Source organism: Acidilutibacter cellobiosedens (assembly GCF_004103715.1).
In the GTDB taxonomy this organism is placed as follows: domain Bacteria; phylum Bacillota; class Clostridia; order Tissierellales; family Acidilutibacteraceae; genus Acidilutibacter; species Acidilutibacter cellobiosedens.
Map to the genome: position 1 here is coordinate 791962 of NZ_CP035282.1, position 13462 is coordinate 805423.

At 31.3% G+C, this 13462-nt stretch carries 11 protein-coding genes and 1 riboswitch; of the genes, 9 read left to right on the forward strand and 2 right to left on the reverse strand.

The genetic code is table 11. The annotated features are described in order from the left end of the window. The first annotated feature begins 9 nt into the window (after positions 1-9). From prfB to tsaD, 9 genes are all read left to right on the forward strand, one after another. A protein-coding gene (gene prfB, locus EQM13_RS03760; RefSeq protein ID WP_206172798.1) for a peptide chain release factor 2 occupies positions 10-1117 on the forward strand; the annotation gives its coding sequence in 2 pieces (ribosomal slippage) (positions 10-84 and positions 86-1117; 1107 coding nt in all). A 173-nt stretch (positions 1118-1290) separates the two neighbouring features. Next, on the forward strand, positions 1291-3381 hold the full coding sequence (locus EQM13_RS03765; RefSeq protein WP_128752001.1) for a methyl-accepting chemotaxis protein: 2091 nt from the start codon (positions 1291-1293) through the stop codon (positions 3379-3381). Positions 3382-3884: 503 nt separating this feature from the next. After that, a complete protein-coding gene (locus EQM13_RS03770) occupies positions 3885-5633 on the forward strand; it encodes an ATP-binding response regulator (protein ID WP_128752002.1) in 1749 nt (582 codons plus the stop codon). A 300-nt stretch (positions 5634-5933) separates the two neighbouring features. Continuing rightward, on the forward strand, positions 5934-7397 hold the full coding sequence (locus EQM13_RS03775; protein ID WP_128752003.1) for an aminotransferase class I/II-fold pyridoxal phosphate-dependent enzyme: 1464 nt from the start codon (positions 5934-5936) through the stop codon (positions 7395-7397). A 47-nt stretch (positions 7398-7444) separates the two neighbouring features. Further along, positions 7445-7566: riboswitch (FMN riboswitch) on the forward strand. A 98-nt stretch (positions 7567-7664) separates the two neighbouring features. Beyond that, the gene (locus tag EQM13_RS03780; protein ID WP_071139646.1) at positions 7665-8267 is read left to right on the forward strand and encodes an ECF transporter S component; all 603 of its coding nucleotides are present in this window, start codon (positions 7665-7667) and stop codon (positions 8265-8267) included. A 116-nt stretch (positions 8268-8383) separates the two neighbouring features. Beyond that, entirely contained in the window at positions 8384-8860 is a 477-nt protein-coding gene (gene tsaE, locus EQM13_RS03785; protein WP_071139647.1) for a tRNA (adenosine(37)-N6)-threonylcarbamoyltransferase complex ATPase subunit type 1 TsaE, read from the forward strand. Then, positions 8841-9539: a tRNA (adenosine(37)-N6)-threonylcarbamoyltransferase complex dimerization subunit type 1 TsaB gene (gene tsaB, locus EQM13_RS03790; protein WP_071139648.1), complete on the forward strand. Its 699-nt coding sequence runs from the start codon at positions 8841-8843 to the stop codon at positions 9537-9539. Before tsaE ends, tsaB begins: the two co-directional genes overlap by 20 nt. Before the next feature lie 5 nt (positions 9540-9544). Further along, the gene (rimI, locus tag EQM13_RS18385) at positions 9545-9994 is read left to right on the forward strand and encodes a ribosomal protein S18-alanine N-acetyltransferase (RefSeq protein WP_071139765.1); all 450 of its coding nucleotides are present in this window, start codon (positions 9545-9547) and stop codon (positions 9992-9994) included. Positions 9995-10008: 14 nt separating this feature from the next. Next, positions 10009-11031: a tRNA (adenosine(37)-N6)-threonylcarbamoyltransferase complex transferase subunit TsaD gene (tsaD, locus tag EQM13_RS03795; RefSeq protein WP_170177305.1), complete on the forward strand. Its 1023-nt coding sequence runs from the start codon at positions 10009-10011 to the stop codon at positions 11029-11031. A gap of 169 nt (positions 11032-11200) precedes the next feature. Here tsaD and EQM13_RS03800 read toward each other — a convergent pair whose 3' ends face one another. Together EQM13_RS03800 and EQM13_RS03805 are read right to left on the reverse strand one after the other, a co-directional pair. After that, on the reverse strand, positions 11201-13114 hold the full coding sequence (locus EQM13_RS03800; protein WP_071139650.1) for an ABC-F family ATP-binding cassette domain-containing protein: 1914 nt from the start codon (positions 13112-13114) through the stop codon (positions 11201-11203). Between the two features lie 64 nt (positions 13115-13178). Further along, positions 13179-13391, reverse strand: a complete 213-nt coding sequence (locus EQM13_RS03805) for a hypothetical protein (protein WP_071139651.1) — start codon at positions 13389-13391, stop codon at positions 13179-13181. Positions 13392-13462: the final 71 nt, after the last annotated feature.

Sequence of the window (13462 nt, forward strand, 5' to 3'; positions counted from 1 at the left end):
AGTGATTTAATGGAAGATATTTATTTATACGTAGAAAAATTAGATAAATTAACAAAGACTTTAAAAGAACTGAGTGTTTCTCTTTGACTTGGAAAATTTAAAAAATAAAGAAAAGGAGCTTCAAAGTAAAACTTACGGCGGAGATTTTTGGGAAGACACCGATAAGGCTCAGAGAATACTTCAAGAATTAAAAAACATTAAAAACAAAATAGAGGAATATGAAAAGTTAAAAAAAGGATTGGAAGATATTTCAGTATTGCTGGAGCTCTATAATGAGGAAGAGGATGAAAGTCTGATAAAGGAAGCAGAAGAATTTTTGAAAACATCGGAAAAAGGAATAGAGGACCTGAAGCTTTCAACTTTCTTCAATGGTGAATTTGATAAAAATGATGCTATTATGTCTATACATCCGGGGGCAGGAGGATTGGAAGCTCAGGATTGGGCTGAGATGCTTTTGAGGATGTATAAAAGATGGGCAGAAAGAAAGGAATTTAAGGTAGATATACTTGATATTCTTCCGGATACAGAAGGAGGAATAAAAAGTGTTACTTTGATGGTGAGAGGTTTTAATGTTTACGGATATTTGAAATCAGAAAAAGGAGTTCACAGGCTTGTAAGGATTTCTCCCTTTGATTCATCGGGAAGAAGGCATACTTCTTTTGCCAGTGTAGATGTTTTTCCAGATATAGATGAAAGTATTTCCATAGATATAAATCCTGATGATTTAAAAATTGACACCTATAGATCCAGCGGAGCAGGAGGTCAATATGTAAATACAACGGATTCTGCCGTGAGGATCACCCATATACCTACTGGAATTACAGTTCAGTGTCAAAATGAGAGGTCTCAACATAGCAATAGATTAACCGCTATGAAAATGTTAAAGGCCAAACTTACTCAATTGGCAAAGGAAGAACAGAAAGAAAAAATTGAAGATTTACAGGGGAAATATACTCAAATCGCCTGGGGTTCTCAGATAAGATCTTATATATTTCATCCGTATACTCTTGTAAAAGATCACAGAACAAATGCAGAAGTGGGAGATGCAAACAGAGTAATGGATGGAGATTTAGATTTTTTTATGAATGAGTATTTGAAAATGAAAGTCATTAAATAAAATATTTCAGAGAATATATTAAGTACTTGAACTGCATAATCTGCGGTGAGAGTACTTTTTAATATAAAATAATTTACCGAATATAGGCTTTAAATAAATTTATTTAGAGGAATTATATAAAATTTGTAGAATATTTAATCATACGTGATTTTTTGAAAAGGGAGTGATGGTTTTTGAAAATAAGGACGAAGAGGAAAGGAGAAACAAAAAAGATAAAGACAAATAATAAAAATAATGATATTAAACTGGCTGGAGGAATGGGAAAAAAATTTAAAAATTTAAGGAAAAAAAGTATAAAAAATCAGATTGTATTTTTGTTTTTAATATTTACAATAGTACCGGTAATTATGAATGCAATTTTAAGCTATTATTTTATAAGTAATAATGTTATAGAAAATATAAAAGATTCTAATGTCAGACTTGTATCTTCCTTGTCTGATCAGATTGATAGTTTTATAGAAAATACTTTTAATGTAATCGAGAGCAGTGCAGAAACAAACGACTTCATTAGTATGGATAAAACAGAGGGGGAAATAAAACTTAATTCTATAATAAAAAGAACGGAAAATATACTTAGTATTCATATTTATGATATGGACGGAAACCCAATAATGTCTACATTAGGAGTAGACAAGGTTAAAAATATAAAAGGTGAATCATGGTTTGATACGGCTAAAAATGGGAAAAGGTGTGTTACTGATTCTTATCTTGAAGGTAAAGTTCCGGTGGTATCTTTAGTATCACCTCTAAAAAATTCAGTAAATGTCCAAGACGGAATTATAATAGCTAATATAAATCTTAAAGGACTTACGGACATAGTGCAGAAGCAGAAAATCGGAGAAACGGGAATTACATATATAGTAGACAGTAAAGGAACAATCATAGCTCATCCGGATTATAAAGAAAAAGTTATAGAGAGATATAACGGAATAAGTCATAAACTTCAAGGAGCAATAGATGTTTTAAACGAAAAAAATAAAAATAAAAATAATGATTTTTATTTAAATGAAAAGGGAAAAGAGGTTCTGGGGTGTTTTACAAAAATTTCTTCAACGGGCTGGGGAATTATATTGGAACAAGACAAGGAAGAAATAAACGGAATTGTTATGAGCGGGTTCAAAGGTACGATTTATTCAACTATAATAATATTATTTATAGTAATAGCGATATCCGCCTATGAGGCAAAAAAACTTTCCGATCCAGTAGAAAAACTTGCAGTGGTGGCAGGCAAAATAGGAGAAGGGGATCTGAGAGAAAAAGTTAAGGTGGATTCCGAAAACGAAATCGGACAGCTTGAAAGATCATTTAATGCGATGGTAGATTCCTTATATGACGTAGTATTAAGTGCTATGGATACTTCTCAGAATGTGAAAACATCATCCAATGAGCTTTTAGAAAATGCGGATATGGTTATATCCGCAGCATCGGAAATAACAGGGGTTATAGAGGAAGTATCAAAAGGTACGGAAGATCAGATTAAGAAAGTAGATAACACTACAAAGGAGTTTTTAGAAATATCTTCAATAGTAAAGGATATTGAAAAGAACTTTTCATATATATTGAATAGTTCAAATAATGCCTACGGAAATGCTAAGAAAGGTTCTTCGGATGTCCAGGAGACTATAACTTCCATGAACTCAATATCCCAAAAAGTAGTTGACTCTGCCCAAAAAATGAATGTTTTAAAAGAATATACCAATGATATCAATAACACTGTATCACTTATAAATAATATTTCGAAGCAAACTAACTTACTTGCTTTGAATGCAGCAATAGAAGCCGCAAGGGCAGGAGAAGCCGGAAAGGGGTTTACAGTTGTGGCTGAAGAAGTTAGAAAACTTTCGGAAGAAACGGATAAAGCGTCAAAGAATATAGTAAATGTGACAAATAAAATACAATATGAAACTGACAATGTAATTAAGTCTATGGTGGATGGAGTAACGGAAGTAGAAAAAGGAAACAAAATTATAAAGAGAACTTCCTCTACCTTTGAATCAATTATGAAAGGAACGGAGTATGTTACTGTTACAGTGGAGAATTTTAAGAAGATATTGGAAAAACTTTCCGAAGGAATTGAGAATGTAAATTCATCAATTAGAGAAGTAAGCAAAATTGCTGAAGAAACTTCTGCAGGAACGGAAACTGTTTTGGCAAGTACGGAAGAACAAGAAGCATATCTTCATTCAATTAAGGAATCTGTGGAAAACCTTAAGTCCATGAGTGAGGACTTGGCTCAGATACTCTTAAAATTCAAAATGGAGTAAAGAACGGAAATGTTAATTGATGTGGTGAAAAATTATATAAAGAACTTAATTATTTAAAACATTAAAAAACGGTCAGAAAGAGTAATTAAGATTATAAAGTATAGGGAGAACTTACTTGGAAAGTGAAAACAGAATATTTAACTTTTTAGCAAGAGTTCTCCCGTCTTTTATAACCCATAGGGAACATAATATACCTTAGTGTAAATTTCCTGTAAAATGGGAATAGTTCACTTTTAAAATAATTCAGGGAACAGGGGGATGAGTACATCTATCATTGTTAAAGAAAATACTATTTGAGATTTGACATAAATTATATATTGGAAAGGAGATGGGGAGTTAACAAGTAGAAACAATGATAGAGGATATTTTAACAGTGAAGTGGGAAATGGCAAATTTCGGTTATTAAAGTGAAATGGTCTGTAATGATTTAGAAATTTAGAAAGAAGTAGAATTTTTTAAGTATAAGTATATATAAAACCATAATAAAGAAAAGGGGTGGGATTATGTATGGTTTAAGAGAACTTCAGTATGAGGAAGGAATACTTTGTGGGATAATGAGTTCCAACCTTGCTAATGGGTATTGTGCTCCTTTCGGAAATTTTATAGAAAAATATTTAGAGAGTGGTGGAGCTCTTATATATGTTTATAATAAGACAAATAAAAAACCCGATAAAGAATATTTTGAAAGATATTGGGAAATTGATTCGGAATTGTATGAGAAAAAAGGGCAGCTAATTTTTTTATGTCTTGAGGATCAATTATTATGTAATAAGACTGTAAATATGGAAATGATTGAAAAGCTTTATAGCAATAAAGTAAAAGCCTTAAGAAAATCTAACTTTAAAAAAATAATTGTTTATATGATACAAGACAGATATTGTGCCTTCAAGATATCGGAAGAAAAAACTTATAATATTCTGAGTATATTAAAAAGAATAGTTAATAAAGAAAGAGTAATGGCATTGGTTAAATATATAGTAGATGACCTTTCTGAAAGGATTTTTATTAACTTAATATCTTTAAGCGATTATTTTATAATAGATGGGCATAATGATTTAAGAGTTTATAATTATTCTGAATTAATTAAAAATACTTTAGAAAATTTGTTTATAAAACAAAACTATGAGGAACAGAATATAAAGGAATTGAAAAAAGTAGAAAATTTAAAAAATATGGGGCAGCTTTTCCAGGGAATAATTCATGATTTTAATAATTTACTTTCTACAATTATTGGTGTGTCTCAGATATGTATGTTAAAGAGTCCGAGGGAAGGTCTGAATGAGTATTTTAATACTATATATAAAACTTCATTAGACGGAAAAGCAATACTAAATAAGGTACAAAGCTATATAAGAGGTATTACGGATAACAGGAAAGGTTTTTACAATATAAATAATATAGTTGAAACCAGTATATCAATGGCAAAATATAGGATTAAATCTAAAAAAATAGTGATAAAATCAAGGTTAAATTCGGACAATTTAGTATATTGTAATGAACATGAAATAAGGCAGGTTGTTTTAAATCTTCTTCTCAATTCTATAGATTCCATAGAGGAAGAAGGAGTAGTTACGGTAAGCACCTATAACAGTGGAGGTAACACATGTCTAAGAGTAGAAGATACGGGAGTTGGAATGGATAAATTAACTTTGGGCAGAATATTCGAACCTTATTTTACTACAAAGGGAGATAAAGGAAATGGATTGGGATTGAATATATCGAAACAAATATTAGAAGAACACGATGCTACAATTAAAGTTGAAAGTAAATTAGGGAATGGAAGTAAGTTTACTATAACCTTCACACAGAAAGCAGGCCAAATGTTAGCTGAAAGCAATGCTTTCTATAAAAGGAACACAAAAGTTTTGATAATAGAGGATTCCGATATTATAGGGAGAGAATTGTTAAAATATTTATCTATACTTAATATAAATGGAAAGATTGAAATTGACAAAAATTTAATATTAAAAGAATTATTAGAAAATAAATATGAACTGGTAATATGTAATTTTAATTTATCTAATTTAAATCCTTTAAAGATTTCAGAAGAAATTAAAGAAAAATTTCCCGACATTCCATTTGTATTATTAATGGAAAATTCTGAAATAATAAATGAAAAATATTTGGGAACTGTGGATTTTATCTTGCGCAGGCCTTTTACTACGGAGGAATTAGCCGAAATCATCAGAAAATGTTTAAAAACCAACAAAAATAATGAACATAACGAACATAACATTTGTAACATTTCATAGGATATTATGTTTGTACTACTTACATGGTATAAGATCAAGGACTGAAAATATATTAACAATCAATAATTAATATATTGCTGAATAAAGAAATATTAAATTGGAAAAATTAATAAAAGCTGGATTTTAAATAATTTAAAAAAAATATAATTTATTATTGTATTTTGTAATTATATCTACTATAATAAAATTGTTTATTTGAATGAATAAAAAAGCTTGAATCGCTTTGCAAAAGCCTGAAACTAATGCAACGAAGTTTCAGGCTTTTTATCTGAAAATAGTTGAAAGAAGGTGTTTATCAAGGTGTATAAATTAGATCAAACTCAAACTCCTTTATTTGATGCCCTTATGGAATATGTAAATAATAAGACAATTCCATTTCATGTACCCGGACATAAAAAAGGAATGGGAATGGATAATAAGTTTAAAAATTTTGTGGGGAACAATGTATTGTCTATTGATGTCACTGTATTTAAATTGGTTGATAGTCTTCATCACCCCGAAGGACCTATAAAAAAAGCTCAAGAGCTTGCAGCCGATGCATATGGGGCAGACAGAGCATTTTTTTCGATTAATGGTACTTCAGGTGCAATACAGGCTATGATTTTAAGTGTAGTGTCCCATGGAGATAAGATTATAATACCAAGAAACGTCCATAAATCAGTAACGGCAGGGATAATCTTGAGTGGTGCTGTACCAGTTTACATTCAACCGGAAGTTGATAGAAAAGTCGGATTAGCTTTAGGGGTTACTCCTGAAACTGTTGAGGAAGCTTTAAAGAATAATCCGGATGCTAAGGCAGTATTGATTATAAATCCCACCTATTATGGGGTAGCAGCTGATATTAAAAGGATAGCAGACATAGTCCATTCTTATGATATACCTTTAATAGTAGATGAAGCTCACGGAGCACATTTAGGCTTTAATAATAGATTGCCGATGTCTGCAATATCGGCAGGTGCAGATATGAGTGCTCAAAGTACTCATAAGATAATAGGTTCTTTAACCCAAAGTTCTCTACTTCAAGTCATGGAAAAAAGGGTTGATGTGAATAAGGTTCAACAAGTTATGAACCTTCTGCAAACTACAAGTCCTTCATATATACTTATGGCTTCTTTGGATGTGGCAAGGATGCAAATTGCAACTAAGGGCAAAGAACTTTTGGATAGGGCTATAGATTTAGCAGAATATGCACGAAGGGAAATAAACAAAATTCCGGGACTTTATTGTTTTGGAGATGAAATACTTAAAAAGAAGGGAGTTTATGCTCTTGATCCGACAAAACTTACTATTTCTTGTAGAGAAATGGGGATAACCGGGAATAAATTGGAAAGAATATTAGCGGAAAAATACCATATTCAACTGGAGCTTTCAAATTTGTTCAACGCCTTAGCTGTAGGAAGTTTTGGGGATTCAAAGGAAGGTTTTGATGCATTGATTTCCGCTTTAAAAGAAATTAGCGATGAATACAAGGATTTACCTAAGGAGAACAGAAGAATGCTGGATATACCAGACATTCCTAAACAGATAGTTGCTCCGAGAGAAGCTTTTATGGGAGATAAGACTCCGCTGCCATTACGTGAAAGTATAGGCTGTATAAGCGGGGAATTCTTAATGGCTTATCCTCCTGGGATACCGGTACTTTGCCCAGGAGAAGTGATAACACCTGATATTATAGACTATGTAGAGGATATGAAAGATGCCGGACTTTATGTACAGGGAACGGAAGATCCGGATGTTAATTATATAAGAATATTGAATGTTTGATATTGACACTGATTATAATTGGATATATAATGTTTCTTGAATTGGATATTAGTCTTCAGGGCAAGGTGTGAGTCCTTACCGGTGGTTACAGCCCACGCGCCGAAATTTTTTGGCTGACTTGGTGAAAGTCCGAGGCCGACAGTTAGAGTCTGGATGGAAGAAGATCAATTTTATCTAATATTTTAATTAGATTTATTTACCCTGAGGATTTATCTTCAGGGTTTTTTAAATTCCTGAAGAAATATAAATCTATGGAGGAATTTAATTATGGAGATTAAAAAACAAAAAATCAATACGAAGGTTTTAGTAAAAGTCGGGATACTATCGGCGATTTCTTTTTTGTTAATGATAGCGGAATTCCCCTTGTGGTTTGCGCCTGGATTTTTGAAAATGGATCTAAGTGAAATTCCTGCTTTGTTGGGAGCCTTTGCTCTGGGTCCTGTGGCAGGAATCCTGATAGAATTTATGAAGAATGTCCTATTTATTGCTATCAGAGGAAGTAACAGCATGATGGTAGGAGAAATTGCAAATTTTATGGTAGGGAGTATATTTGTTTATATATCCGGAATCGTATATGTTAAAAATAAAAGTAGAAAGAATGCAATAATAGGCATGATTTTGGGGACAATAGCTATGACTGTTTTTATGTCCATAGCAAATTATTATGTGATGATACCTTTCTATGCTAAATTATATGGAATGAATTTAGATAGTATTGTATCTATGGGCACCGCATTAAATAGCAACATAACCGATTTTAAATCTCTTATTGCATATTCTATAGTTCCCTTTAATTTATTCAAAGGGGCTGTAGTTACACTTATAACTGTACTCTTGTATAAACGAGTGTCGCCGATACTTCATAAATAGGTGGCTTAGAAAATAATGGAGATATTAAAACTATCTCTATTATTTTTTTTATATAGCTTAAAAAAATAGTTAATGTTATAATTATTATGGTTTATTATAGTAGAAAGGCTGGTATTATGATTAAATATATATCACATGATTTGAAGGATACAGAAAAATTAGGGTTAAAATTAGGTAAGATACTTAAAAAGGGAGATTTTATAAATCTTTCCGGAGACTTGGGGACAGGAAAAACAACTTTAACTAAAAGTATAGGTAAAGGTCTTGGAGTATCAGAGTATATTACAAGCCCTACTTTTAATTTAATTAATGAGTATAATGGAAGACTTCGATTATACCATTTTGATGTATACAGGCTTAAAAGTCCTGAAGAAATGTTTGATCTTGGATATGAAGAATATTTTTATTCCGATGGAGTCACCATAATAGAATGGGGAAATAATATAGTAGATATGCTCCCTAAAGAAAGGCTTGATATATATATGGATGTAGGAATAAATGATAATGAAAGAAAAATATTTATTAACGGGAAAGGGAAAAGGTATATTGAAATGGAAGAGGAGCTGAAAAGAATTGAAAATATTATCTATTGATACATCCACTGTAGTAGCTACTTGTGCTATATTAGATGAAGAAAAAGTATTGGGAGAGTTTTCTTTAAATCAGCAAGTAACCCATTCTGAAAATCTTATTCCTATGATTAAAGAAATGATGGATGGTTTGAATTTAAATATTAAGGATATAGATTTTTTTGCAGGTGCGGTAGGACCAGGTTCCTTTACCGGGATTAGAATAGGAATTGCAACTATTAAGGGCTTTGCTCATGTGACGAAAAAAAAAGTAATAGGAGTATCCACTTTAGAAGGCTTGGCCTTTAATGTTCCCTATGCAAAGATAATTATTCCGATGATAGATGGAAGAAGAAACAGGGTATATACAGGTATATATGGTTGGGAAAAGGGTAAACTTTTAAGTATGGGAAATGAAACAATTATAGATATTGATGATTTTTTAAGAAATCTTGATATAGGTTTTGAAAAAATAGTTTTTAATGGAGATGGTGCTTTAAAATATAAAGAAAAAATAATGAATATACTTAAGGAGAGAGCAATTTTTTCTCCAATAAATTTGAATATGCCGAGAGCTTCCGGAATAGGAGAATTGGCAATGGTTAAAATAAATGAAGGAAAAGCGGTTGATTGTTATAGTTTAGTTCCTAAATATTTAAGAGAAGCTCAGGCTCAAATGGATCTTATTAAAAGAGGGTATTGAATGATATGGATATAAAGGTTAGAAATATGGAAGAGAAGGATATAGACAGTGTACTGAAAATAGAAAAAGAGTCTTTTTCTGTTCCTTGGTCAAGAGATTCTTTTGTTTTGGAAGTTACAAAGAATATGCTTGCAAAGTATATAGTAGCTGAATTAGATGGAAAAACAGTAGGGTATGGAGGAATATGGCTTATAATAGATGAAGGACATGTGACAAATATAGCCGTTGCTAAGGATTACAGAGGATTGGGAATAGGGAATAAAATAGTAGAAGGTATTATAAAAATATGTGCAGACAGAAATATAAGATCAATAACTTTGGAAGTGAGAAAATCTAATAATATAGCGCAAAATTTATATAAAAAATACGGATTTAAAGGTTATGGCATTCGTTCCAGATATTATTCAGATAATAATGAAGATGCGATAATAATGTGGAAAAGCATAGAAGATTAATTAGAGGTGAAGAAATGACAAAAGATATTATTACATTATCCATAGAAACGTCATGTGACGAAACGTCATGTGCAGTTGTTAAAAATGGTAGGGAAGTTCTTTCCAATATCATATCATCCCAGATAGAAATTCATAGACCTTTTGGGGGAGTAGTACCGGAGATTGCATCAAGAAAACATATTGAAAATATAGATATTATTGTAGAAGAAGCGTTAAATGAAGCCAGAATCGGTTTTGAAGATGTGGATTTAGTTGGAGTGACTAAAGGTCCGGGGCTTGTAGGAGCATTGCTTGTAGGCATATCAAGTGCAAAAGCAGTAGCATATGCGTTGGACAAACCTTTCATAGGTGTTAATCATATAGAAGGGCATATATGTGCTAACTATATCGAACATAAGGATTTAGAGCCTCCTTTTACTTGTTTGGTAGTCTCGGGAGGGCACACTTATTTGGCTCAGGCCGATTCTTATACGGAATATGAAATAGTAGGAAGAACAAGAGATGATGCTGCCGGAGAAGCGTTCGACAAAGTGGCAAGAGCATTGGGCCTTGATTATCCAGGAGGACCTTTAATAGATAAATTTGCAATGAAAGGGGATAAAGCTGCTTGTGATTTTCCGAGAGTTTATTTAGATGATAAAACTTATGATTTTAGTTTTAGCGGATTAAAAACAGCAGTACTTAATTATTTACACCATAAAGAGCAACTTGAGGAAGAAATAGTAATTGAAGATGTGGCCGCAAGTTTTCAGCAAGCTGTAATTGAAGTCCTTGTGAAAAAATCCATAAGATTAGCAAAGGAAAGAAAAAGTTCAACTATAGTTATGGCAGGGGGAGTGGCAGCTAATGAAGGCCTCAGAAGTTTGATGGGAAAAAGATGTAAAGAAGAGGGAATAGAATTGAAATATCCTTCTAAAATATTGTGTACAGATAATGGTGCAATGATAGGATCTGCTGCATATTTTAATTATATTGAGGGACATTTGTCTCCTTTAGATATGAACGTAGTTCCGAATTTGGAATTGGGATATAAATAATCAACAAAAAAATGCGTTTTTTCCACATAGTTTGACAAAAAAAATTTTACTTACTGTGGACAATGTGGAAATGATAAAAATATATTTATTTTAACCAAAAATAATTGTGGATAATGTTGTGGATAATGTGAATAACTTGTGGATTATTTGGGGAAAATATATTTTTATTTTATTCCTCTGTTAAATTTATCAATTGTTCATATAATTTTTCTGATTTTAGTTTTGCAGCTTCTCTTGCTTTAGTTAATTCTACAATTTTGTTGGGGTTTTCATATATTTCAACTTTACACATCTCTTGATCTATTAGATTGATTTTTTCTTCCTCATTGCTAATCATCTCTTCAATTTGCAGGAGCTGACACTTTTTTTCTCTTTCTCTTTCTTTTTTTCCTCTTTCTTTTTTCCTTTGGATTTTAATTTGTGTTTTGTTGATAATATTATATTTGTCCTCATCAGTGTTTTTTTCTTTTTTCTTTTGAATATAGTAATCAAAGTTTCCTAAATATTCGGCAATGCCTTTTTCGGATAATTGCAATATTTTGTTGACGGTTTTATTTAGAAAATATCTGTCATGGGATATAACAAACAAAGTTCCTTCATAATTTATTAATGCTTCTTCCAAAACTTCCTTTGAATCAATATCCAAATGATTTGTAGGCTCGTCCATCATCAAGAAGTTGGATTTAGATAACATAAGTTTTAATATTGCCAATCTGCTTCTTTCTCCCCCGCTTAATTCGTTGATTTCTTTAAAAATATCGTCCCCTATAAATAAGAATTGACCTAAGAGAGTTCTTATCTGCCAATGATCTAAATCCGGATGTTCATCCCATATTTCATCTATTATACTTTTTTCTGTATTTAATTTTTGTTGTTCTTGATCAAAATAACCGATATTTACATGATGTCCAAGAATGATTTCTCCTTCGTCGTGGGGAATTTCTCCAAGGATTGTTTTAAATAAGGTGGTTTTCCCGACTCCGTTGGGACCGATAAGGCCTACCTTTTCTCCTCTGTAAACATTAAAGTTTATATTTTCAAAGATAACATTTTCGCTAAAAGATTTTTTTAAATTCTCTACTTTTAGCACTTCTCTTCCGCTAATTATCTTCGGCACAAAAGTAATCCTTGCTTTTTTTGCATCTGTTTTGGGTTTAGGCATTTTTTTAATTTTCTCTAATATTTTTTGTCTGCTTTGAGCCTGCCTTATATATCTTTTTCCTCCATAACTCATAAATCTCCGTATAATTTCTTCCTGCCTTTCTATTTCCTTTTTCTGATCTTCATAATTCTTTTTAAGCAGTTCTAAATCCTTAATTCTTTTTTTCATAAATTCCGTATAATTACCCTTATAAATATCTATCTTTAAGTTTTCAAGAAGAAATATTTTATCTATCACATTATCAAGAAAATATCTATCATGAGATATGATGAGAGCAGCGCCTTTATATTCCTTTAGAAATTTTTCCAACCAATCTATCGCTTCTATATCCAAATGATTGGTCGGTTCATCTAATAATAAAATATCAGGTTTTTCAAGGAGAAGTTTAGCAAGGGAAAGCCTTGCCTTTTGTCCTCCGCTTAATTTATTGACCTCTTTATCCATATCTTCATGGGAAAATCCCAGCCCGTCTAAAACTCTTCGGATTTCATTTTTAAAGCCATAGCCATTGTGATTTGAGAATTCTTCCAACAAAAAAGAATATTCTTCCATTAATTTATGAAGATAATTTGACTCCTTATTTTGGCTATTATTACTTATTTCTTCTTCCATCATTCTTAATTTTTTTTCTGTCTGAATTAAATCTTCAAATACACTGCTGCATTCATCAAATAATGTTTTATTGCTATTAATATTTATATTTTGTTTTAAATATCCTATTCTTAAACCCTTCTGAATATATATATCTCCTATATCTTTGGAAGTTTCACCGGACAATATATTAAAAAGAGTAGATTTACCGGAACCATTAAGCCCGACTATTCCTATTTTTTCTCCGTCTTCTACTGTAAATGTGATATTTTCAAGGACTTTTTTAATACCATAAGTTTTTTGTATATCTTTACAGGATAATACTATCATATGAATTCCTCCTACCTTATTACTATATATTATTTTATCAAAAAAAAACAGCCCATAAACAGGGCTATTTGAGGTCTAATTCCATTGCCATACTGGAAAGTACTTTATCAACTAAATCAATATCGCATTTTTCATCTGAAGTAAAATGAGCACAATTTTTACAGCTTTTAATCTCTCCTCCAAAAGCATCGACAGAAGACTGAAAGGAAGGATTTTCATTTTGTCTATATTCATCACAATAGAGTGCAACTTTTTGCAATTGTTCATTATTTGCCATTTAAATACTCCTTTCATAATCGTATATTTTAAAATTATTATTTCTATTATATAAACAAAATATGCATAACA